General features: G+C 67.7%; 19 protein-coding genes. 7 read left to right on the top strand and 12 right to left on the bottom strand.

The window, feature by feature from the left end:
• Positions 1–102: 102 nt before the first annotated feature.
• Genes LH407_RS03030 through LH407_RS03020 form a run of 3 tightly spaced genes read right to left on the bottom strand, consistent with a single transcriptional unit; the run spans position 103 to position 3027 of the window.
• Positions 103–1197 carry an Mrp/NBP35 family ATP-binding protein gene (locus LH407_RS03030; RefSeq protein WP_322132766.1) on the bottom strand — a complete coding sequence of 365 codons (1095 nt, stop codon included), beginning with the start codon at positions 1195–1197 and terminating at the stop codon, positions 103–105.
• Complete coding sequence (locus LH407_RS03025) at positions 1194–1733, bottom strand: DUF1003 domain-containing protein (protein WP_322132767.1); 540 nt, start codon at positions 1731–1733, stop codon at positions 1194–1196. The genes LH407_RS03030 and LH407_RS03025 overlap by 4 nt, the downstream gene beginning before the upstream one ends.
• Positions 1720–3027, bottom strand: coding sequence for a magnesium transporter MgtE N-terminal domain-containing protein (locus LH407_RS03020; RefSeq protein ID WP_322132768.1), 1308 nt, complete (start codon positions 3025–3027; stop codon positions 1720–1722). The genes LH407_RS03025 and LH407_RS03020 overlap by 14 nt, the downstream gene beginning before the upstream one ends.
• 35 nt (positions 3028–3062) lie before the next feature.
• Between LH407_RS03020 and LH407_RS03015 the strand changes: the two genes are divergently transcribed.
• On the top strand, positions 3063–3560 hold the full coding sequence (locus LH407_RS03015) for a general stress protein (protein WP_322132769.1): 498 nt from the start codon (positions 3063–3065) through the stop codon (positions 3558–3560).
• 323 nt (positions 3561–3883) lie between these two features.
• Here LH407_RS03015 and LH407_RS03010 read toward each other — a convergent pair whose 3' ends face one another.
• Entirely contained in the window at positions 3884–5347 is a 1464-nt protein-coding gene (locus tag LH407_RS03010) for an aminopeptidase P family protein (RefSeq protein ID WP_322132770.1), read from the bottom strand.
• 33 nt (positions 5348–5380) lie between these two features.
• Positions 5381–6391, bottom strand: coding sequence for an endonuclease/exonuclease/phosphatase family protein (locus LH407_RS03005; protein WP_322132771.1), 1011 nt, complete (start codon positions 6389–6391; stop codon positions 5381–5383).
• Positions 6392–6450: 59 nt separating this feature from the next.
• Here LH407_RS03005 and LH407_RS03000 point away from each other — a divergent pair, with 59 nt between their 5' ends.
• Positions 6451–7305, top strand: a complete 855-nt coding sequence (locus LH407_RS03000; protein WP_322132772.1) for a PHP domain-containing protein — start codon at positions 6451–6453, stop codon at positions 7303–7305.
• Here the strand turns inward: LH407_RS03000 and LH407_RS02995 are convergent.
• Positions 7302–7745: a DUF805 domain-containing protein gene (locus LH407_RS02995; protein ID WP_322132773.1), complete on the bottom strand. Its 444-nt coding sequence runs from the start codon at positions 7743–7745 to the stop codon at positions 7302–7304. The two genes, LH407_RS03000 and LH407_RS02995, sit on opposite strands and share 4 nt — an antisense overlap.
• 184 nt (positions 7746–7929) lie before the next feature.
• Positions 7930–9324, bottom strand: a complete 1395-nt coding sequence (locus tag LH407_RS02990) for a DEAD/DEAH box helicase (RefSeq protein ID WP_322132774.1) — start codon at positions 9322–9324, stop codon at positions 7930–7932.
• 158 nt (positions 9325–9482) lie between these two features.
• On the opposite strand from LH407_RS02990, the gene LH407_RS02985 reads away from it, so the two are divergent.
• Complete coding sequence (locus LH407_RS02985; RefSeq protein WP_322132775.1) at positions 9483–10199, top strand: ferritin-like fold-containing protein; 717 nt, start codon at positions 9483–9485, stop codon at positions 10197–10199.
• A 15-nt stretch (positions 10200–10214) separates the two neighbouring features.
• Here LH407_RS02985 and LH407_RS02980 read toward each other — a convergent pair whose 3' ends face one another.
• Together LH407_RS02980 and LH407_RS02975 are read right to left on the bottom strand one after the other, a co-directional pair.
• The gene (locus LH407_RS02980) at positions 10215–10511 is read right to left on the bottom strand and encodes a hypothetical protein (RefSeq protein WP_322132776.1); all 297 of its coding nucleotides are present in this window, start codon (positions 10509–10511) and stop codon (positions 10215–10217) included.
• A gap of 1 nt (position 10512) precedes the next feature.
• Positions 10513–10737 carry a DUF3107 domain-containing protein gene (locus LH407_RS02975; RefSeq protein ID WP_322132777.1) on the bottom strand — a complete coding sequence of 75 codons (225 nt, stop codon included), beginning with the start codon at positions 10735–10737 and terminating at the stop codon, positions 10513–10515.
• Between the two features lie 74 nt (positions 10738–10811).
• Here LH407_RS02975 and LH407_RS02970 point away from each other — a divergent pair, with 74 nt between their 5' ends.
• Together LH407_RS02970 and LH407_RS02965 are read left to right on the top strand one after the other, a co-directional pair.
• Positions 10812–13898, top strand: coding sequence for an ATP-dependent DNA helicase (locus LH407_RS02970; protein ID WP_322132778.1), 3087 nt, complete (start codon positions 10812–10814; stop codon positions 13896–13898).
• The gene (locus tag LH407_RS02965; protein WP_322132779.1) at positions 13891–17046 is read left to right on the top strand and encodes an ATP-dependent helicase; all 3156 of its coding nucleotides are present in this window, start codon (positions 13891–13893) and stop codon (positions 17044–17046) included. Before LH407_RS02970 ends, LH407_RS02965 begins: the two co-directional genes overlap by 8 nt.
• Positions 17047–17056: 10 nt before the next feature.
• On the opposite strand, the gene LH407_RS02960 is transcribed toward LH407_RS02965, so the two are convergent.
• Positions 17057–17545: a hypothetical protein gene (locus LH407_RS02960; RefSeq protein ID WP_322132780.1), complete on the bottom strand. Its 489-nt coding sequence runs from the start codon at positions 17543–17545 to the stop codon at positions 17057–17059.
• Between the two features lie 51 nt (positions 17546–17596).
• Positions 17597–18586, bottom strand: a complete 990-nt coding sequence (locus tag LH407_RS02955; RefSeq protein WP_322132781.1) for a phosphotransferase — start codon at positions 18584–18586, stop codon at positions 17597–17599.
• Between the two features lie 66 nt (positions 18587–18652).
• On the opposite strand from LH407_RS02955, the gene nudC reads away from it, so the two are divergent.
• Together nudC and LH407_RS02945 are read left to right on the top strand one after the other, a co-directional pair.
• The gene (nudC, locus tag LH407_RS02950; RefSeq protein ID WP_322132782.1) at positions 18653–19582 is read left to right on the top strand and encodes an NAD(+) diphosphatase; all 930 of its coding nucleotides are present in this window, start codon (positions 18653–18655) and stop codon (positions 19580–19582) included.
• Complete coding sequence (locus LH407_RS02945) at positions 19579–21246, top strand: ATP-dependent helicase (protein ID WP_322132783.1); 1668 nt, start codon at positions 19579–19581, stop codon at positions 21244–21246. Before nudC ends, LH407_RS02945 begins: the two co-directional genes overlap by 4 nt.
• On the opposite strand, the gene LH407_RS02940 is transcribed toward LH407_RS02945, so the two are convergent.
• Positions 21146–22030 (bottom strand): hypothetical protein, encoded by an 885-nt coding sequence (locus LH407_RS02940; protein WP_322132784.1) that lies wholly within the window; start codon positions 22028–22030, stop codon positions 21146–21148. The genes LH407_RS02945 and LH407_RS02940 overlap by 101 nt on opposite strands.

Below are 22030 nucleotides of genomic sequence, written 5' to 3'. Positions count from 1 at the left end.
CTTCTCGCAGCCCTATCCGCCACGGCGATCGTCGCCGTCATCCGCTCCGTCTCCCGCGATGGATACGGACCCGTACCGACCCGCCGGTGGGTGCGCTAACGGCTAGGTGACGCTCAGCCCGAGCTTGCGCCCCGCGAGGCCGCGACCACGCCCAGCGACGGTCGCGGCCAGCTCGGTGATCGCCCGCGCGGCGGGGTCGTCGGGGTTCGCCAGCACCACGGGCATCCCTGAGTCCCCGCCCTCGCGCAGGGCAACACTCAGCGGAATCGACCCCAGGAGCGGAACGTCCAGCCGCGACGCGACCGCCTCTCCACCACCCGCACCGAAAACATCGAGCACAGAGCCGTCCGGTTGCACCAGACCCGCCATGTTCTCGACGACGCCGATCACCGTCTGGCCGGTCTGACGGGCCACGATCGCACTACGTTCGGCGACGTCGGCCGCAGCGGCCTGCGGTGTCGTCACCACGAGAACCTCCGCTTGCGGCAGCAATTGCCCGAGCGAGATTGCCACATCGCCCGTGCCGGGCGGCAGGTCGATGAGCAAGACGTCAAGGTCGCCGAAAAAGACATCGGTCAAGAACTGCTGCATCGTGCGGTGCAGCATCGGTCCGCGCCATGACACAGCGGTACCGGGCTCCGTGAACATGCCGATCGAGATCACCTTCACGCCGTGAGCGACGGGGGGCAGGATGAGCTCACCGACGCGGGTGGGCTTGGCGTGCGGGATGCCGAGCAGCCCGGGGATCGAGAAACCGAAGACATCGGCATCCATGAGCCCGACCCGCAAACCGCTCTGCGCGAGCGACACCGCGAGCCCCGCGGTGAGCGACGACTTGCCGACGCCGCCCTTGCCGCTCGTGACGCACACGACCCGCGTGAGGGAATCGGGTCCGAACGCCGACGTTCGATTGCCCTTCAGTCGGGCGGTCAGGGCGTCGCGTTGCTCGCGACTCATGACACCCACGGTGAGGTCGATCGCCTCGATGCCTTCCACGCCGAGCACGGCAGCGCGCACATCACGCTCGATCGTGTCGGCGGCAGGGCAGCCCACAATCGTGAGCTTCAGATCGACGGATGCCGTGCTCCCCGCCACCTCGATAGCACCGACCATGTCGAGCTCGGTGATGGGTTTACGGATCTCGGGGTCGACGACGCGGGAGAGCGCCGCGTGGATCAGGCGCGAACGATCGGTCACCCGGCGGTGTCCTTCTGCGGGGCATCCTTGACGGCATCCGCTTCGTCGGACTTTGCCTTGTCGAGCTCCTCAAGCAGCGAGCGCAGTTCGGCGCGCAAGAAGTCCTTGCTGGCCAGATCCTTCACGGCGAGGCGCAGCGCCACCACCTCGCGCGCGAGGTACTCGGTGTCGTTGAGGTTGCGCTCGGCGCGCTGACGATCCTGCTCGATCTGCACACGGTCGCGGTCATCCTGCCGGTTCTGTGCCAACAGGATGAGCGGCGCGGCATACGACGCCTGCAGGGAGAGGATGAGCGTCAGGAGCGTGAAGTTGGTGAGCCGCGGGTCGAACTGGTACTCGAGCGGAGCCACCGAGTTGTAGACGAGCCACACGGTCACGAACACCGTCAGGCCGATGAGGAACCACGGGGTGCCCATCGCGCGCGCGAAAGCCTCCGAGAATCGACCCGTTCGGTCGCGGCTTTCGAAGCGGGGGAGGGCTGAACGCAGGCCCTTCGGGGAGTCGAGTCGATTGTCGTTTCGGCTAACGCGTGCCATTGCGGGTCCTCCTTCCCTTCACGGGTACGGATGCTGTCGTCGTCGGTTGCAACTCGGGTTCGTCGTTGGTACTTCGCCAGTCGTCCGGCAGGAGGTAGTCGAGGACATCGTCAATGGTCACCACCCCGACCAGACGGTGGTTCTCGTCGACGACGGGAACCGAGACCAGGTTGTAGCTCGCGAGGATGCGCGACACCTCCGCCGCGCTCGTATCCGCGTGAACCGGCTCGAGGGTGGCATCGATGAGGGTGCCGAGGCGTTCGCTCGGCGGGTAGCGCAGCATCCGCTGGAAGTGCACGATCCCGAGGAATCGGCCCGTCGGTGCCTCGTACGGCGGCAGGGTGACGCACACGGCAGCACCGAGCGCCGGCGCCAACTCGTGGCGGCGGATGAGGGCGAGACCCTCGGCGACCGTCGCGTCGGAAGAGACGATGATGGGCTCGTTCGTCATGAGGCCACCCGCCGTATCGGGGGCGTAGGTGAGGAGGAAGCGCACATCCTCGGCCTCTTCGGGCTCCATGAGGTCGAGCAGGGCCTCGCCGCGCTCACTGGAGAGCTGCGCGATGAGGTCGGCCGCGTCATCCGGTTGCATCTGGTCGAGCACGTCGGCGGCGCGCTCATCATCGAGGTGGGCGAGGATGTCCACCTGCTCAGCCTCGGGCATCTCCTCCAGCACGTCGGCGAGACGGTCGTCGGAGAGTTCCTCGGCGACCTCGATCATGCGGGTTTCCGGGAGGTCGAGCATGACGTTGGCGAGGTCGGCGGGCAGGAGGTCCGCGAAGCTCGCCACGAGCTGGGTGGCGGACTGCGCCTCACCCGGGGCTGTGTCATCCGCGATCTCCGACCACGACGCGAACACGGTCGCGCCCTTGCCGAACGGCGACGGGCCGGTGCGGGGGCGGCGGAGAAAGACCTGACCGATCTCCCAGTCGCCGAGGCCGACCTCCTCGATCGCGACATCCTCAATCTGGGCCGTGCCGGAACCGTCGGCGAGGCTCACGCGGCGACCGAGCAACTCGGCGATGACACGCACCTCACCACCGCGCTGCTCGAAACGGCGCAGGTTGATGAGGCCCGTCGTGATGATCTGGCCCGAACCGATGCTCGTGATGCGACCGATCGACAAGAAGACGCGGCGCTTGCCGGGCACCTCCACGATCATGCCGACGACACGAGGCGAAGCCTTAGCGCGATTGACGACGAGGATGTCGCGGACCTTGCCGACCTTGTCGCCGTTGGGGTCGAAAACGGAGCAACCCACCAGCCGGGCGGCGAAAGCTCTCGTCGTACTCACGCATAAACCCTACTCCCGCGTGGGAGAATGCCTCCGTGAGCACACCGAGCGGCTTCGGTCGCAAGCCCCTTACTCCGGCCCTCCCCAAGGGTGACGTTCTCGGTACCTACGAGACCTACGCCGAGGCGCAATCCGTGGTGGACAGGCTCTCGAAAGCCGAGTTCGACGTCAAAGACCTGAGCATCGTCGGCAACGACCTGAAGACGGTCGAGCACGTCACCGGCAAGCTCACCTACGGCCGTGCGGCGCTCGCCGGTGCGGCCTCCGGAGCGTGGCTGGGACTCTTCTTCGGCCTCGTGCTGTCGATCTTCTCGCCGCCCTCGCCGCAGTCCTTCTCCATCGTGGGTGCGGCGCTGCTCATCGGTGCCGGATTCGGCATGATCTTTGGCATCGTCAGCTACGCGGTCACCCGACGCCGTCGCGACTTCACCTCCACACACCAGGTGCTCGCGTCGAACTACCAGATCATCATCTCGCCGGAGCTCACCGCCAAGGCGCAGCAGACCCTCGCGGAGCACCCCCGCCAGGACTAGCGCGCCGTTGGGGTCGGTACCCCGCCACCCGGGCTATGCCAAATGCAGGAGATTCGTGGCATCCGGTACCTACGTGCCCGTTGCCGCGCGGTAGGCGGGCACATCTCCTGCATTTGGGATGCGGGGCGGATGCTCGGGCTCGCGCCACTCGCGGAGCCCCCAACCGCCGCTCCCTCTCGAGCTATCGAGCACTTTTCCGGAGGGTTGGGCCGAAATCGGCCCAGATCCTGTAACCAGTGTGATGTGACGCCAAAAGCTCCGGAAAAGAGTCAAAAAACCTCTCGGGAGCTTGGAATGTGGTGCCGGTGCGCGGGCCGTGGCCGTCAGCGGCGGAGCCAGGCCTCCACGTCGTCGGCGGTGCGGGGGATGCCCGCCGAGAGGTTCTCCGCGCCATCCGCCGTCACCAGGATGTTGTCCTCGATGCGCACCCCGATGCCGCGGTAGATCTCCGGAACGCTCAGGTCGTCGGGCTGGAAGTACAGCCCCGGCTCGATCGTGAACACCATGCCCTCCTCGAGCACCCCGTCGAGGTAGAGCTCGCGGCGGGCCTGCGCGCAATCGTGTACGTCGAGTCCCAGGTGATGGGACGTTCCGTGCACCATGTAGCGGCGGTGGTACTGGTGATCGGGCTGCAGCGACTCCTCGGCGGTCACCGGCAGCAGACCCCACTCGGCGGTGCGCTCGGCGATCACCGCCATCGCCGCGGCGTGGATCTCGCGGAACCGGATGCCCGGCCGAACGATCGAGAAGGCTGCATCGGCCGCGTCCAGCACCGCTTCGTAGATCTGGCGCTGGATCGCCGTGAAGCGGCCGGACACCGGCAGCGTGCGGGTGATATCCGCGGTGTAGTAGCTCTCCAGTTCGATGCCCGCATCGATGAGGATGAGGTCTCCTGGCACAACCGGTCCGTCGTTGCGTGTCCAGTGCAGGATGCACGCGTGCGGTCCCGAGGCTGCGATCGTGTCGTACCCCACCGTGTTGCCTTCGGCCCGCGCCCGGCGGTTGAAGGTGCCCTCGACGAGTCGCTCGCCTCGCGAATGCGCGATGACCTCGGGGAGGTCGGCGATGACATCGTCGAAGCCGTGTTTGGTGGCGGCGACGGCGGCCCGCAGCTCGGCGATCTCCAGCTCGTCCTTCACGAGGCGCAGTTCGCTGAGGTCTCGTTCGAGGTCGGCGTCGAACGCGGCATCCACATCGGTGGCATCGAAGCGTCGGGCATCGACCTGGTCGGTGAGGTCACGGTCGGCTTCGCGCACGATGCGGGTTGTGGCATCCGTCGTCTCGAGCACGGTCGCCAGTTCGCCAATGGCTCGCGTTTCGAGTCCCAGTTCGGCCGACACATGAACCAATGACGGGCGAGATCCCGTCCAGAATTCGCCGATGTCGGAGTTCGCGTAGAACTCGTCGGTGTCGCGACCGGCGGCCTCACGGAAGTAGAGCGTGCTGTCATGCCCGTCACCACTCGGTTCCATCACCAGCACGGCACCAGGTACCGAATCGGCGCCCCAGCCGGTGAGGTGCGCGAAGGCGGAGTGCGCACGGAACGGGTAATCCGTGTCGTTGGAGCGCTGCTTCGGCCCGCCTGCCGGAATGATGAGGCGAGCGCCCGGATGCAACGCCGAGATGCGCTCGCGGCGCCGGGCCGCGGCTGCCGCGAGCGGTCGGAGCTCCGGCACCTCCTCCACCCGGTCCGCCCACTGCGACGAGATGTACTGGGCGAACGTCTCCGACCGTGGGGTCGTGGAACGGTTGGCTGTCGCGCGGGCGGGTGTCGAGGTGTCGGACATGCCCCTATTGTCCCCCGGAGTGGGCGGGCTACCTCAGGTCGTCGGCGTGTACTGCACGAGTACGGGGCGGTGGTCGCTGCCCGCGGCGTCCTCCGACTCGATGACGCGCATCCCGGTCGCCGTCCACTGCGGCGAGGCCATGACGTGGTCGATGGGGGCACCGAGGAGTGCGGGGAGGCGGGAAGGCCAGGTGCCCACCGCGGCGTTGTCCGTGGCATCCGCCGCGTCCCGACACGTGCCGAGGTCACCACCGTCGCTGCGGGGCATGCCGGAGAAGTGGTCGAGGGTGGCGTTGAAGTCGCCCGCCATGATGACCTCACCCTCGGCGCAGGTTTGTGCGACCCAGCGGAGGTCAGCCTGCCAGGTGACCTCCATGGGCGGGAGCGGGGCGACCGTGTGTACCGCAACGAAGGTGGGGCCGTCGCCGTCGATGGGGGTCGCGACCACGGAGGGGAGTACCGCGGTCGTCTCCGCTTGCGTGTCGACGTTGTACTCGCCGAGGTCGGCGCTGATGAGGAGAGTCGTGGATCGTGCCTTGGACACCTCGTCGTAGGCGACCGTGTGCACCCACATGGGGCGGCCCTCCGCCTTCATGATGGCGGCAATCTCCAAGCCGAGTTCGTTGGTCGTTTCGGGGAGGGCGAGCACGTCGGCGTTGTTGTCGAGGGCGAGGCGTGCGATCGTGTCGGCTCCCGGTTCGTCGCCCAGGGTGTTCCAGGCGAGCACTGTGATGTCACCGGGGGCCGCCGTGGGGAACGAGATGTCACCGAACCCGCGGCTGGCGAGCACCGCCGTGTTGATGCCGGCGAAGGCGAGTGCGATCACAGCAAGGCTGGCCAGGAAGCGGCGAGCGCCCACCCACAGCAGTGCTATCACGGTGAGCACCAGTGCGAGCACGAGTCCGCCGGCAGCCGCGAGTGCACGAAGCGCAACAACCTGGGCAACGCCCGGTGCCCATGCGAGCCCAAAGAGCTGCGGCCACGCGAAGACGAGCGCGACCGCGGCAGCGAGCACAACGATGATCGCGGCGATGAAACGTGGCATGGGTGAGGTTCCGGCTCGGGGCGAGGGGCTGCATGAGCTTAGACGAATAGAGTGGCAGGATGCCGGGAACTCCCATCGACCTCCACGCCCACAGCGCGGTATCCGATGGCACCGAGACTCCGGCCGAACTCGTCCGGGCGGCCGTCGCAGCCGGTATCGGGACTCTCGCGATCACCGACCACGACTCCACCGCGGGCTGGGTCGAGGCGATTGAGACGGCCGCAGGCACGGGGATCACCATCATCCCCGGCATGGAGCTCAGCACCAACTACGGTCCCGCGAGCGTCCACATGCTCGCCTACCTTTTCGACCCGCTCGACGGGGCGATCATCGCCGAGACGGCGCGCATCCGCGAGGGGCGACTGCATCGCGCCGAGCGCATCGTCGAACGCATCGCCGCCGACTACGACCTCACGTGGGACGACGTTCTCGCCGAAGCGACGGATGACTCGACCCTGGGTCGACCGCACATTGCTGACGCCCTCGTGCGCAAAGGATACGTTCCCGATCGCAGCGCGGCGTTCGAATCGATCCTGCACTGGCGCAGCGGGTACTACGAGAAGTACTACGCACCTTCACCGCTCGAGGGGGTGCGCATGATCGTGGCGGCGGGCGGTGTGCCCGTGCTCGCGCATCCGGCCACCCACGGTCGCTATCGCCCGATGTCGGATGCCGTCATCCGCGAACTGGCAGACGAGGGTCTCTTCGGTCTCGAACTCGACCACCGAGACAACACCGAGGAGGGCAAGCGCGACCTGCGCCAGCTCGCCGCCCGCTACGGCCTCGAGATCACGGGCGCGAGCGACTACCACGGGGCGGGCAAACCCAACCGTCTCGGCGAGAACACCACCGCGCCGGAGGTGCTCGAGAAACTCATCGCTCGAGCGTCGGGAACCCGCCCCGCGTTCCGCTAGATACCGGCAGCGCGGTCGTACTTGGCGCCCTCGGGGTTCGAGGGAAGCAGCGCGAGGATGAAGACGATGATGCCGCCAACCGACGGGATGAGGTTCAGGAGGTAGAGCCAACCCGTGAAGTTGCCGTCGTGAAGGCGGCGAACCGTCACGGCGATGTGGGGAATGATCAGGCCGAGCACGACGATGCCCCAGACGACGAGCACCGCGATCTCTGGTCCAGTGCCGCGAACACCCGTGCTCGTCTGCTCGCCCGTGGTCGAGAGCACGATGACCAGGATGATCGCGAACACGGCGCTCACCAGAACGTTGAACAGAGCCGCCCACCAGTACTCGCTGCGGCTCGCGCGACCGCTTACGGTGGCGTACTTCTTGAAGAATCGGCTCACGGCCTGGCCGAAGCTGGCGCCGTACAGGGGCTGGGAAAGTGCGGTATCAGTCATGCGAGGAGCATGGCAGAACGTTGAGTCTATGTCACGCCCCCAGCGTGGGGTGTTGCGCCGTGTTGCGCAGGGTGGTGGTTTCGATGACGCCGGGCTGCGCCGCGGCTACTCAACCACCAAGGTGACTCCTGTCCTGCTGGTTGAGGAGCCGCCGGAGGCGGCGTCTCGAAACCTGCCCAAAGTGTTACGCGGTGGGGGTGCCGCCCGTGCTCGGGCGACGCGTGCGCGTGCGGTTGCGACGGCGGCGCGGTGCTGCACCGTCGTGCGTTCCGCCACCCTCGGCGCTGTCCTTTCGCGGCCCGTCGGTGCGCTGACGCTGGGGGCGATCACCCGAACTGCTGCGTCCACCCTGGCGCGGGGGACGGGATGACGGGTCCTTCACGCTCGGCGCGTGTGCACCGGGCAGGCGACCCTTGGTGCCCTCCGGGATGTCCAGGTCCGTGTACAGGTGCGGGCTCGACGAGTACGTCTCCACCGGCTCCGGAACACCCATCTCGAGGGCACGGTTGATGAGCGCCCACTTGTGCATATCGTCCCAGTCGACGAACGTTACGGCGATTCCGGTCTTGCCGGCGCGGCCGGTACGTCCCGCGCGGTGCAGGTACGTGTCGTGGTCGTCGGGCACCGTGTGGTTGATCACGTGGGTGACGTCGTTGACGTCGATACCGCGAGCCGCGACATCCGTGGCGATGAGGATGTCCTTCTTGCCGGCCTTGAAGGCGGCCATGGCGCGCTCACGCTGCTCCTGACCGAGGTCGCCGTGCACGGCTGCTGCATTGAAGCCGCGGTCGTTCAGTTCCTCGACGAGTCGCGCTGCTGCACGCTTGGTACGCGTGAAGATGACCGTCTTGCCGCGACCCTCGGCCTGGAGGATGCGGCCGATGACCTCATCTTTGTCGAGGTTGTGGGCACGGTAGATGACGTGCTTGATGTTGGCCTGTGTGAGGCCCTCGTCGGGGTCCGTCGCGCGGATGTGGATGGGCCGGTTCATGAAGCGACGCGCGAGGGCGACGATCGGCCCCGGCATGGTGGCCGAGAAAAGCATGGTGTGGCGGGTCGCAGGTGTCTGCGCGAACAGCTTCTCGATGTCGGCGAGGAAGCCGAGGTCGAGCATCTTGTCCGCCTCGTCGAGCACCATCACCTGCACGTCAGACAGGGAGAGCAGTCGCTGGCTGGCGAGGTCGAGCAGGCGGCCCGGTGTGCCGACGACGATCTGCGCCCCTGCCTTGAGTTCCTCGATCTGGCCCTCGTAGGCCTTACCGCCGTAGATCGCCGCGACCTTGGTGTTGCGGTTGGATGTCGCGAGCACGAGGTCCTCGGCGACCTGCACGCACAACTCGCGCGTGGGAACAACAACGAGAGCCTTGACGCCAGGCTCCGGGTCTGGCCCGAGGGCCTGGATGAGCGGCAGACCGAATCCGAAGGTCTTGCCGGTGCCGGTCTTGGCCTGGCCGATGATGTCCTGCTTGCCGAGTCCCATGGGGATGGTCTGGCTCTGAATGGGGAAGGGCTCGGTAATGCCCTTGGAGGCGAGAGCGTCGACGATGTCCTGCTCAATGCCCAGGTCTGAAAATGTCAAAGTATGTGCACCCTGTCGGAATTGCGAGGTACGCCCGCGTTGTCGTAGGGCGTATGGCCCCCTCCAGAAGCGGGGGGCATGCCACCAGTTTAGCGGGAGAACGCTGCTGGGCCGCGGAACGTCGGGCTTGCGAGCTCCCGAGCCCTAAGCTTGTCGTCGTGGCACAGTGGTTCAGACGCCGGTCGCGGCGCACCGAAGCGCCGAGGATCCGACCTCGCTCAGAGGACCTCGCGGCGACTCGGCTCGACCTCCACGAGTTCGCTCCTCCCGTTCAGGAGTTCCTCGGGCGGGCCGCTTACGTGCAGCTCACGATCTTCGAGAACCTCTCTCGTGCTGTTGCGTCCGCGCCGACCACCGCAGGCAAAGCAGCCATTGGTGCGGCGGCGGAATTGTCCATCGCCAAGCACCGTGCGCTCGCCGCGGAGTTGGAGCGCGTTGGTGCCAGTGTGGCCGACGCGATGGAGCCGTACACGGCATCCGTCGATGAGTTCGATCGACGCACTCGCGGCGCCGACTGGTTCGAGACCCTCATGACCGCCTACATCACGGCAGGCTTCCTCGACGACTTCTTCGCGCGGTTGGCCTCGGGCCTTCCCGCCGACGAGCAAGCTCGGGTCGACACGATCTACGCCGACCGATCTGGCGAGAAGATCCTCGCGGAGCAGCTCACCGAAGCACTCTCGTCGAACACGAGGCTCGCGGCGCGACTGGCGATGTGGGGGCGGCGACTCGTCGGTGACACGATGCTCGTGGCCCGTTCTGCGCTGTCGATGGACACCGTGTCAAAGGCCAACGCGGTACGTGTCGAACCGGTGTTCACCGAACTGATCGCCGCTCACACGCGACGAATGGATGCCCTGGGCCTCACCGCCTGAGCGGCTCCCGCGGCACTACGCCGTGGTGGTGGCGAGCTTCTCGAAGAGCGCGGCGTCACTCTGGGCGCGACGACCCGGGATGAGCAGCGCCGTCAGCAGCGCGACAACAACCGGCGCGACGAGGCTGATGAGCCAGATCCAAGGTGCGTCGGGCTTGAGACCGAGCCACGTGAGCGAAACCCACGCGCCAGCGGTCACTGCTGCGCCGAGCGCGGGAAGGAGTGCGACCCCGTAGGTCTCACGCTTCGGCAACACGTAACGGAGAATGAGGGCGAGCGCCGCCCCGATCACGGTGACGTAGATGATTTCCATGTCAGGCCACAAATCCGATCCGGCGGGACTCCTCGGAGCCCACCTCGACGTACGAGAGGGATGCGGTCGGCACGATGTAGATCTTGCCCTTGTCATCGGCGAGCTTGAGGAAGGTCGCCTTGCCATCGAGGGCTTCGGCGACGATCTTCTCCACGTCGTTCGAGGTCTGCGCTGACTCGAAGCTGAGCTCACGGGGGCTGTTGGCGATACCGATGCGAATGTCCACGGACACAGATTACGGCACATCGCGGCGGCACCGTTGCGTCGTTCTCTGTCAGCGCACGGCGTTAGCGTTGGCGGGTGACGATCACCGGATTCCGTGCTCCCAGCGGCTCCGAGAACGTGATCCCAGAACTCGACGAATCCCAGCGCGGTGTGCTCGATCTCGATGTCGCGGCATCCGCTGCCGTCTTGGGGGCGCCCGGCACCGGCAAAACGACAACTCTTGTCGAACTCGTCGCCGATCGTGTCATCGGTCGCGGCTGGGGCCCGGATGCCGTGCTCGCGCTCACGACGAGCCGAGCCACCGCGACCAGGCTCCGAGATGCGCTGGCCCTGCGTCTCAGCCTCCCCACGACGGGTGCGCTCGCACGCAGCGTGAACTCGCTCGCGTTCGAGATCGTGCGTGATGCCGCTCGCGCCGCGGGCGAACCGCCACCGCGCCTCGTCAGCGGCGGCGAGCAGGATGCCGAGCTCGCCTCCCTTCTCGAGGGCCACATCCTCGACGGTGGCGGCCCGGAGTGGCCGGAGTCGCTCGGGCCGGAGGTGCGACAACTCCGGCGCTTCCGCACCGAACTCCGCGAACTCATGACGAGGGCGACGGAACACGACGTGCGCCCCGAGCAACTGCGTCGCCTCGGCGACGCGCACGGACATCCTGAGTGGCGTGCCGCAGCCGACCTCATCGAGGAGTACGAGCAGGTGCTGTCCTACTCGAGCGAGACGCGGCTCGACCAGGCGGAGCTCGTCCGCTTTGCGGTCGCCGCGATCCGCCGGGGGGACGGTGGCGAGCGTGTCGCCGCCCTTCGTCTCGTGGTGATCGACGACCTGCAGGAAGCGACCGAGACCACCCTGTCGCTCCTCGCGGCGCTCGCCGAGCGCGGCATCGCGGTTGTGGCCTTCGGGGACCCGGATGTCGCGGCCAACGCCTTCCGTGGTGGCGAGCCCGACGCGCTCGGGCGGCTCTCGAGTGTGCTCGGTGTTCCCGCAGAGACCCTCGTGCTCTCGACGAGTTACCGGCACGGTATGGTCGTGCGCGGGCTGCTCGGTGCGGTCACGAAGCGCATCGGCGCCGCGGCGGCGGGACGACAGCGTCGTGCGACCGCCGGTGGTAGCGAGCCGGAGCATCCGGTCGTCCGCGTTGAGGCGCCGAGTGTGGCGCGCGAGTGGGCGACCGTCGCGCGGATCCTCCGTGAGGAGCACTTGCGCCGCGGGGTGCCGTACCGCGACATGGCGGTGATTGTGCGCAGTGGCGCCCAGATCGCGGCAGCCGAGCGTGCGTTGGCGTTCTCCGAGGTGCCGACTCGAACGACGGTGGGCGGGCGCGCACTGCGCGACGACGCGGCGGCCCGGGCGCTTCTGCGCGTGGTCCAGGCGGGGATCGGACACGTGGAGCTGACTCCCGAGCTGGCGACCGAGCTGCTGTTGAGTCCGTTCGGGGGGCTCGACAGGCTGGGGCTCCGGAGGCTTCGCATCGCACTGCGCGCCGAGGAGGTCGCCGGTGGCGGCACTCGACCCGCGGACGATCTTGTTGTCGAGGCCCTGGCGCAGCCGGGGCGGTTCGTCACGATCGACCATCGGGTCGCCCGCATTGCCGAACGTCTCGCCGAAACCCTTGCCCAGCTGAGATCGAGCGATGGGTCGATCGAGGAACTCCTGTGGCTCGTCTGGGAGCGAAGCCGCCTGGCACGCACCTGGTACACGCAGGCTCTCTCCCACGGGATCGCAGCGTCGGAGGCCAATCGCAACCTCGACGGTATCGTCGCGCTCTTCACGTCGGCCAAACGGTTCGCCGAGACCCGCCCCGGTGACTCGCCGCGACTGTACCTCGACGATGTGCTCGGCGCAGAGGTGCCGGAGGACACCCTGTCCCCGCAGTCGTACGAGAGCGCCGTTCTGCTGACAACGCCATCGGCCACGGTGGGCCTCGAATTCGACACCGTTGTTGTTGGTGGGCTTCAAGACGGGGTGTGGCCGAACCTCCGCCTCCGCGGCTCACTTCTCGCGCCGCAGCAGCTCGCCAGCGCGGTCATGGGTGTCGACGCCGAGGCGATCGACGAACGCCGCCAGGTGTTGGGCGACGAATTGCGGATGTTCGCGCTCGCCGTCTCTCGCGCCCGCCACCGAGTCGTGCTCGCGGCGGTGGCCAACGACGACGAGGCGCCGAGTGTACTCTTGGGCCTCGCCCCGGATGCCCCCGCCCTCGACACCTCGGTGCCACCCATGACTCTGCGGGCACAGGTGGGTAGGCTCCGGCAGCGCCTGGCGCGCAACCCCGCGGACTCGGCCGCCGCGAACACGCTCGCGGCGCTCGCCGTCGAGGGTGTTCCCGGAGCGGAACCCGACGAGTGGTTGGGTCTCCTCGATCTCTCCACGGAGGCGCCGCTCTTTGAGGACTCCCCGGTGCCCGTCTCGCCCTCGGCGATCGAGTCGCTGCTCGCGAGCCCCCTGGATTGGTTCCTCGATCGTGTCGCCGGTTCGGAGTCCGGGGTGATCGCGGGGGTGGGCACGATCATCCACTGGGCGATGGAGACCGCGGACGACATCACGGTCGACGCCCTCTGGGAGGCGGTCGAGAAACGCTGGAGCGAACTGCTTTTCGACGCGCCATGGCTCGCCGACAGGCAGCGCGTGATCGCTCGCGGGTTCATCGAGGCCCTTGCGGAGTACCTCGCAGACTTCCGACGAGACGGCAAAACGCTCGTCGGCAAGGAGAGCCGTTTCACCCTCGAGGTCGGCCGTGCCCTGCTCAGCGGCTCGATCGACAGGGTGGAGCGCACGCGCGACGGCGACGTGGTGATCGTCGACCTCAAGACCGGCACACCGGAGACGCGCGCGGCGGCGATCGCCGAGCATCCGCAGCTCGGTGCCTACCAGCTCGCGTACTCGTCCGGCCTGCTGGACGAGGCTCTCGCGCCCCACGGGGAGCACCGAGCTGGGGGAGCCAAACTCCTGTACGTCAAGCAGGGCATCCGGGGCAGAAAGTACCGGGAGGCGACGCAGTCCGCCTTCGACGCGGAAGCACTGGAGAAGTTCCGGCAGCGGGTGGAGGCGGCGGCAGCGCTTATCGCCGCGGCCGAGTTCGTGGGGCCCGTGGAACTCGACACGTTCCGCTCCGACACGTCGCGACTGCGGTTGCACCGGGTGCGGGAGGTGTCCAGTGACTGAGCATGGTGTGCGATTCACGGCGGATGACATCGCCGACGCTCTCGGCAGGCCGAGACCCACTCCGCAGCAGCGTTCCGTCATCGAGTCGCCACTCGGTCCAGCGCTCGTTGTGGCAGGCGCCGGATCGGGTAAAACGGAGACGATGGCGGGCCGGGTTCTCTGGTTGCTCGCCAACGGCATTGTGGCGCCGGGTGAGATCCTTGGCCTCACGTTCACCCGCAAGGCCGCTGGCGAGCTCGCGCAGCGCATCCGCGAGCGCATCGGTGACCTCGCGGCGGCGGGGATGCTCGGCGACGACTACGACCCGTTTGATGCGCCGTCCGTCGCAACCTACAACTCCTACGCGAACGCGCTGTATCGGGATAACGCGGCCGTCCTCGGACGTGAGGCCGACGGTGCCGTCCTGGGTGAGGCGGCCGCATGGCAACTCGCGCGGTCGACCGTGATTCGCAGCACTGACGCACGCCTCGCGGGGCTCGGCAAGAACCTCGATCCGATCACGCGCGCGGTGTTGTCGATCGCACGGGCGCTCGCCGAGAACGTCGCCGACCCGGAGGCGGTGCGGGCGTTTGCGCTCCGCATGCGTAGCCTCGCCGACTTGCCGCCCGGTGGTCGCGGTGAGTACCCCGAGGTGGCGCGCATCGCCGAGAACGTCGGCTCCCTCGACGTGTTGGTCGACCTCGCCGCCGAGTACGAGGCCGCCAAAAGCGCCCGCGGGCTCGTGGAGTACTCCGATCAGGTCGCCCTGGCCCTGCGCATCCTCGAGTTGCGTCCGTCTGTCGCCGACGTGGAGCGGGAGCGCTACAAGGTTGTGCTGCTCGACGAGTACCAGGACACGTCGGTTGTGCAGACCCGACTGTTGGCGGCACTGTATGGCGGGCATCCGGTTATGGCCGTTGGTGACCCCAACCAGTCGATCTACGGCTGGCGCGGCGCGAGCGCATCGAACCTCGACGACTTTGCGAGGGCGTTCGGCGCGGAAGGGTCGCGCTACGCGCTATCGACGAGTTGGCGCAACGGCACTCGCATTCTCGAGGCGGCGAACCAGATCGTCGCTCCCTTCGCCCAGGGTCGTGCTGTGGTCGAGCGCCTCGAGGCGAGTCCGACGGCGAGTTCGCTGCCCGTCGAGGTGCGCATGCTCGAATCGGTTGTCGACGAGGCGGAGGCCGTCGCGTCGTGGCTCGCGCCCAAGCTCCGCTCGTCGACTCCGCCGTCGGCGGCGATCCTTTTGCGTACGCGCAAGTCGCAGGGGTTCTTTCTCGAAGCGCTTCGCCGCCACGACATCCCGTTCCACGTTCTCGGTATCGGTGGGCTGCTTGCCGAACCCGAGGTCGCCGACCTCGTGAGTGCATTGACCGTGGTGCACGATCCCTCCGCGGGGCTCGAGTTGATCCGACTGCTTGCCGGTGCGCGCTGGCGGATCGGAGTGAGAGACCTGTGGGCGCTGCGGCGTCTCGCGTCGTGGCTGCGAGACCGTGACTACGCTCACCAGCGCTACGACGAAGTGGTGGCGGAGGCTCTTGCCGCCTCGATCGCGCCGGGCGAGGGCGGCTCGATCGTGGACGCGCTCGACTTCGTCGGCACCGCGAAGCCCGGTCACGGGGCGCTCTCCGAGTTCAGCGACGAGGGACTCGAGAGGATGCGCGACGCCGCCGACCTCCTCGCGCGCCTACGCTCGTGCGCCGGGCTCGACCTACCGGAGTTCGTTGCGGTTGTGCTCCAAGAGCTGCGCCTCGACATCGAGATCGCCGCGAATGAGTTCCGGCCGCTCGGGTCGGCCACGATCGACGCCTTCTTCGACGCCGTCGGAAGCTACGTCGCGCTGGAAGACGTCGCGACCCTCGGCGGCTTCCTCTCCTGGCTGCGCGAAGCGGAGCAGCGTGAGGATCTGTCCCCGCGCCCCGAAGATCCGGAGCCCGGCACGGTGCAGGTGCTCACCATCCACGGCTCGAAGGGTCTCGAGTGGGATGTCGTCGCCGTCCCGCGCCTCGTCGAGGACGAGCTGCCCGGAAGGCCAGCCGAGGGTGGCTACCAGGGCTGGCTCGCGTTCGGTCAACTTCCGTGGCCGTTCCGAGGTGACGCGGCCGAACTGCCCGAGTTCGAGTGGGAGGCGGCGACAACCCGTGTCGAACTCCGCGACGCCCAGAACGATTTCAAGGCGCGCGTCAAGGAACACCTGCTGCGCGAGGAGCGGCGTTTGGCCTACGTCGCGGTCACGCGCGCGCGACATGCCCTCCTCCTGACGGGGTCGTTCTGGGCCACCCAGTCGGCACCCCGTAAACCCAGCACGTATTTGCGCGAACTCGCCCAGGCGGACCTGATCGACGCGATTCCTGACACGAGCGAGCTCGAGGCCAACCCGCTTGGCGACGACCTCGAACGGATCACGTGGCCGCGCGACCCGCTCGGCTCACGACGGCCCGCGGTGGAGGCCGCCGCGCGAGCCGTGCGCGAGGCAGAGCCGGCGCTGTCCGGCCCCTGGGCGTCAGACGTGCAACTCCTCATTGCGGAGCGACGCGAACGTCTCGAGGGGGACTCGCGTGTCGATGTGCCAGTACGCGTGCCGGCGTCGAGATTCAAGGACTACGTGGATGACCCGGCATCCGTCGCTTCGGCGCTCAGGCGACCCATGCCCGAGCGTCCCTTCCGTGCGACGCAACTGGGCACCCTCTTTCACTCGTGGGTCGAGAACCGTTACGGCGTCGGTGGTGATGCTGCCGAGCTGGATGCCGACGTCACCGAACTCGACATCGACGACGTCGCTGACCTCGATCTGGATCGCCTTCGCGCGATCTTCGAGGCGAGCCCGTGGGCCTCTCGTCGCCCTGTCGACGTGGAACGAGAGATCCACCTTCCCTTCGCCGGGCGCATCGTCATCTGCAAGATCGACGCCGTGTACGCGCTCGACGACGATCGATTCGAAATCGTGGACTGGAAGACCGGAAAGGCGCCGAAGACCGCAGCCGAACTCGACGAGAAACAACTGCAGCTGGCCCTCTACCGTCTCGCCTACGCGAAGTGGAAGGGAATCGACCCGGATCGGATCGACGCGGTGTTCTACTACGTGGCCGAGGATCGTGTCATCCGTCCCGACCGTCTCGACGACGAGGCTGCCCTCCTCACCCGGTGGCGTGCGGTAGTCGCGTGAGTCGCTAGGGCTACACCATCCCCAGCGCAGCGACGACGCTGTAGACGAGGTATGAGACGAGCGGCGCCAGAGCCGCGATGATCGTCGCGACGATTCCCTGCACACGACCCCTCTTGGTAGAGATGGCGATGATGCCCATGACGAGCGCGCCCACCCCGAGGAGAGTGCCAACGCCGAGGTGGGCCATCGTGCTGAGACCAAACAGGGTGTCTTGCATGCTCATCTCCGAGGTCATGCTTTCTTGCATGATCTCCTCGAAACTCGACCCGGTCGGAATCTCGATCTCCCACGATGCGATGCCATTGGCGATCGACCACACGAGTGAACCGACAAAAACGACAATCGAGAGGATCAGAGCCGCGATCCCGAGCCCCGGCTTCTTGGGGGGAGCGACCGGCGCCTGGTAGTTCGACCCGACAGGGGAGTATGGAGCGCTGGGCTGGTACGGGTTGTTTTCGGGCGATACGCGCACGCCAAACTGAGGGATGTTCTCGGACATGGGGTCAACCTAGCAGCCCGCGGCCCGAGCAGCGCGACTGTCCACAGCGGGTCAGACCGCGCGGCGCGTGCGCTCCAGAAGAGCTTCGACCTCATCAACGGCCATGGTCGGCATCGTCTGGGCGCCGAGAGGATTCACGACGTCCGTGCGGAGACTGTCGGCCAACCCCGTCAGCAGCTCCACCGCGTCGTCGACGATCTCGGTGCTGTGGATCTCGGTGCCGTGCAACAGCCACTGTGCGAGTTCCAGTTCCGAATAGAGACGAGCGCGCTGCAGCAACTCGCGGTCGTGAGCCCCGCGCGCACGCTGGTAGGCACCGAGTGCGCTCTCGACGAGCGACTCGCTACGCGTGCCAAGCACAAACTGGAGATCCTTCGCCGGGTCACCGACACGGAGGTCGTGCCAGCCGAGGATGCCGGTGACTGTGCCGCCCGCGGAGAGGATCGACTCGGAGGCCAGGGAGCCGTGAATCACGGATGGTTGGAACTGCCAGAGCCGGGCATCCTCGAGCCCTCGTTCCCAACGACCCACGAGTGCTGCGGGAAGCAGGCCGGTCGCTGCCGCGCGATCGGCGATGGACACGCACGCACGCTGGCACTCCGCCGCGGTCATCGAGGGGAGGCCGGCGTCGGAGACAACACTGGAGGGGAGGGCATGGATGCTCCCGATGGCGGCGCCGACGGATGCCGCGAGTGTCGCATCCCACGACGCGAGGGGAACCTTCGCGCCGTACACGAAGGAGTAGACCACCGCGCGGGTGCCGCTCACCGGCACCTGTCCGGCGAACTGGGCGACCGCGAAGGGCAGCCGAGCACGCACACCCTGACTGAGGGCGCGAAGTGCGACCAGATCGGCCGACTGCTCCGCCTCGGCGTGCGGGGTCGTTGGCACTTTCACCAACCAGTGGCTGCCGTCGCGCGCGGTGATGATCGCGCTCTCCACGTCGCCGCTGCCCGAACCGAACGGGGCGGCCGCAACGGCATCCAGGTCGGGCACGGCCGATGCTGCCAGCGCAGCTAGAGTGAGATGGGACCTCGCCATACCCAACAGGGTAGGTCGCGGGGTGCTGTCATTCGCTGTACGCCACGCATTTCCGACGGGTCATCCATGTCGCAGAGTTTCCTCCGGAATCTGCCGCTCGCGCGGTTCGAGGTCGACCGCGATCACGCCGCCCGCGAGCGCGAGTTGTTGTGGGACGAGCTGTGGAGTGACCCGAGCACACGCATCCTGCCGATCTTCCAGGGCACCGGTCTGCTCGACGAGCACGGCGGACTCGCGCTCCTGCCGATCGATGCCGTGCCGCCGTGGGAGACACGCGTCTACCTCGGTCGCTCCCTGTCCCTCACGAGCCCCGAACCGGTCGGAACACCCGTCGTGGCCGTCGAGCTCACCGATGCGCGACATCTCGCGGAATGGGACTGGGCGAACCTTCGGCAGATGGGGACCGCCCTGAGCGACCGGGATGCGGGCCTCCTCACCGAGGCGATCGCCATCCTCAACTGGCACGACTCTCACCGTTTCTCCCCACGCACGGGTGAGGCCACCGTTCCCGAGAAGGGCGGGTGGGTGCGGCGCGACCCCATCACGGGGCTCGAGGTGTTTCCGCGGACCGACCCCGCGGTCATCGGCGGGGTGACGGATGCCGCCGACCGCTTGCTCCTCGGATCCAACGCGCTCTGGGAGTCCAATCGCTACAGTCTGCTCGCCGGGTTCGTCGAGCCCGGGGAGTCCTTCGAGGCCGCGGTCCTCCGGGAGATCCACGAGGAGTCTGGCCTGCGGGTTACCGATCCGGTGTATCTCGGCAGTCAGCCCTGGCCGTTCCCTGCCTCGGTCATGGTGGGCTTCACCGCTCGCGTCGAGGAGGACTTCGCCGGCGAGGCGACACCCGACGGCACGGAGATCCTCGACCTGCGCTGGTTCACTCGCGACGAACTCGCGGGTGCGCTCGACGAGATCCGCCTGCCGGGGCGCACGTCGATCGCGCGGGCGATCATCGAGGAGTGGTTCGGCGGCGCGATCGATGACGGGCGCGCGTGAGCACGGCGGCTGACCTTCTCGCATCGCTCGACGACCAGCAACGCGCTGCGGCGGAGGCACTGCTCGGGCCGGTCTGCATCCTCGCCGGAGCCGGCACCGGCAAGACGCGGGCGGTCACCCACCGCATCGCCTATGGCGTGGCTAGCGGTGTCTACCCCCCGGGGCGAGTGATGGCACTCACGTTCACGGCTCGGGCTGCCGGCGAGCTGCGCGTGCGTCTGCGTGGCCTCGGGGTCGAAGGTGTCGCGGCTCGCACCTTCCACGCCTCGGCACTCTCGCAGCTCAACTACTTCTGGCCGCAGGTCATCGGCGGAACCATGCCGAGACTCCTCGACAGCAAGGCCCGGCTTCTCGCTCACGCGGCCGACGAACTCCGATTGCGGCTGGACACGGCGACACTGCGTGATGTGGCCGCCGAGATCGAGTGGCGCAAAACATCGCGACTCACCATCGACGAGTACGCCGCTCGCGAGCGACCAGCACTGGCGTCGCTCAGTGCCGACCGTGTTGTGGACCTGCAGACCGCCTACGAGCGGGTGAAAGACGACCGACGTCAGCTCGATTTCGAGGACGTTCTCCTCGCCGCTGCAGGAATGATCGAATCCGAACCGCGGGTCGCCCAACAGGTTCGCGAGCAGTACCGATTCTTCATCGTCGATGAATACCAGGATGTCTCGCCGCTCCAGCACGACCTGCTGCGGCTCTGGCTCGGCCCGCGCACCGACGTGTGTGTTGTTGGCGATGTCAGCCAGACGATCTACACGTTCGCTGGGGCGAGCCCCGATTACCTTCTCGGGTTCGCGACCGAGTTCTCCGAGGCATCCGTGCTCCGACTCGAGCACAACTACCGCTCGACGCCCGAAGTCGTGGGCGCCGCGAATCGCCTCATGAAGGGGGAGCCGGGCGCCCTCCATCTTGTTGCGGCGGCGTCGCCCGGGCCCGAACCCACGATCACCGCCTACGAGACCGACCAGGCGGAGGCTCGAGGGATTGCCGCGGCAATACGGGGCCAGCTCGACGCGGGGGCCGATGCATCCGATATCGCGGTGCTCTTCAGGATCAACGCCCAATCGCAGGCGCTCGAGGCGGCCCTCGACGCCGCGGGAGTGCCCTATCAGGTGCGCGGGGCGACGAGGTTCTTCGAGCAACGTGAGGTCGTCGAGGCGATCATGCTTCTGCGCGGCGCCACGCTCGGAGCAACGGATGCCCCGCTCGAGCGATCGGTGAGTGACGTGCTCAGTTCCCTCGGGTGGACGCCGACGCCGCCGGAGGCCGCCGGAGCCGTGCGATCGCGCTGGGAGTCGCTCGATGCGCTCCTCGGGCTCGCACGCGAGGCACCACCCGGAACGAGCCTGCGTGCGTTCGTGGATGATCTCACCGAGCGTCAGGCCGCGCAGCACGAGCCGACCCTCTCCGCGGTGACGCTCACGACCATCCACTCGGCGAAGGGCCTCGAGTGGGGATCGGTGTATCTCGTCGGCCTCGCCGAGGGCCTCCTGCCGCTGAGCTATGCCAAAGACGATCGAGCCATCGCGGAAGAGAAGCGCCTGCTCTATGTCGGGATCACACGTGCGCGTGAGCGTCTCGCGATGTCCTGGGCTGCTGGGTCGACGGGGTTGCGGTCGGCTCGTCGAATGAGCCGATTTCTCGACCGGTTGGAGTAGCGTCGCCAGGCGAAAGCCCGCGGCATCCGCACTCCGGGTGCGCCGGCCATCGGGTGCACTCGCGCTCGCCGGTGTAGGAGATGCGCAGCGACTCGCCACGGGAACGGGCGCCAGCGACTCGCGCGAGGACAAGCCGAGCGCACTCCGCTGCAGCCTCGGCGACGACGACGGGCGGCTGCCGGACCGCATACTGCTGCAGTAATTGGGTCGCAATCGCCGGCCAGGCATGGTCGGCGTCACGTCGATGCAGTTCGACACAGACGAGGCACGGCCCGGAACCCGGCTCAACGAAGGGCCCCAAGTGCACTGCCGAGTCGGTGAAAACGACGGGAAGGTGGGGGATGTCACGGCGCAACCACGCTGAATGAGCGTCGGGCGCGAGCACTCCGTGTCCCGTCGCGACGGCGAGATCGACGTGCTCTTCGCGCAGATCGAGTGCTCGCTCGGCGACTAGGACCCGAACACCGGCGTCGGCGAGCACGGCGCTGCAGAGCTCCACGAATCGCCCCCTGCCCGTGACAGCGACCGCCCAGACCCGGTCCTGGGGTGAAGGGGCACGCAGCACCGGGGTCAGCCGTTCCAGCAACGACTCCACCACTGCGGTCTGCCCGTCGGCGACGACCACAAGGCCCCCGCGGGTAGCCCCGATCCGGAGGGCGGAGATGACCCGCTCCTCGAGGGTCGTGACATGTTCCAGCACCACTCGCGGCGGATCGATGCCGATCTGCAGCGTGAATGGGTCACGCCAGACGAGAGGCCACCGCGGGTCGATTCTGATCGTCAT

Source organism: Antiquaquibacter oligotrophicus (genome assembly GCF_020535405.1).
In the GTDB taxonomy this organism is placed as follows: domain Bacteria; phylum Actinomycetota; class Actinomycetes; order Actinomycetales; family Microbacteriaceae; genus Rhodoglobus; species Rhodoglobus oligotrophicus.
The sequence above is the reverse complement of the archived record's forward strand: the minus strand, read 5'-3'. Positions and strand labels throughout refer to the sequence as shown.

Excerpts from the sequence above, each read along its gene's own strand:
- LH407_RS02995 (WP_322132773.1), bottom strand. The coding sequence starts at position 7,745 with ATGACTGATACCGCACTTTCCCAGCCCCTGTACGGCGCCAGCTTCGGC.
- LH407_RS02960 (WP_322132780.1), bottom strand. The coding sequence starts at position 17,545 with ATGTCCGAGAACATCCCTCAGTTTGGCGTGCGCGTATCGCCCGAAAAC.
- LH407_RS02980 (WP_322132776.1), bottom strand. The coding sequence starts at position 10,511 with ATGGAAATCATCTACGTCACCGTGATCGGGGCGGCGCTCGCCCTCATT.
- LH407_RS03005 (WP_322132771.1), bottom strand. The coding sequence starts at position 6,391 with ATGCCACGTTTCATCGCCGCGATCATCGTTGTGCTCGCTGCCGCGGTC.
- nudC (WP_322132782.1), top strand. The coding sequence starts at position 18,653 with ATGTCGCAGAGTTTCCTCCGGAATCTGCCGCTCGCGCGGTTCGAGGTC.
- LH407_RS02955 (WP_322132781.1), bottom strand. The coding sequence starts at position 18,586 with ATGGCGAGGTCCCATCTCACTCTAGCTGCGCTGGCAGCATCGGCCGTG.
- LH407_RS03025 (WP_322132767.1), bottom strand. The coding sequence starts at position 1,733 with ATGGCACGCGTTAGCCGAAACGACAATCGACTCGACTCCCCGAAGGGC.
- LH407_RS02940 (WP_322132784.1), bottom strand. The coding sequence starts at position 22,030 with ATGACGATCAGAATCGACCCGCGGTGGCCTCTCGTCTGGCGTGACCCA.
- LH407_RS03010 (WP_322132770.1), bottom strand. The coding sequence starts at position 5,347 with ATGTCCGACACCTCGACACCCGCCCGCGCGACAGCCAACCGTTCCACG.
- LH407_RS03000 (WP_322132772.1), top strand. The coding sequence starts at position 6,451 with ATGCCGGGAACTCCCATCGACCTCCACGCCCACAGCGCGGTATCCGAT.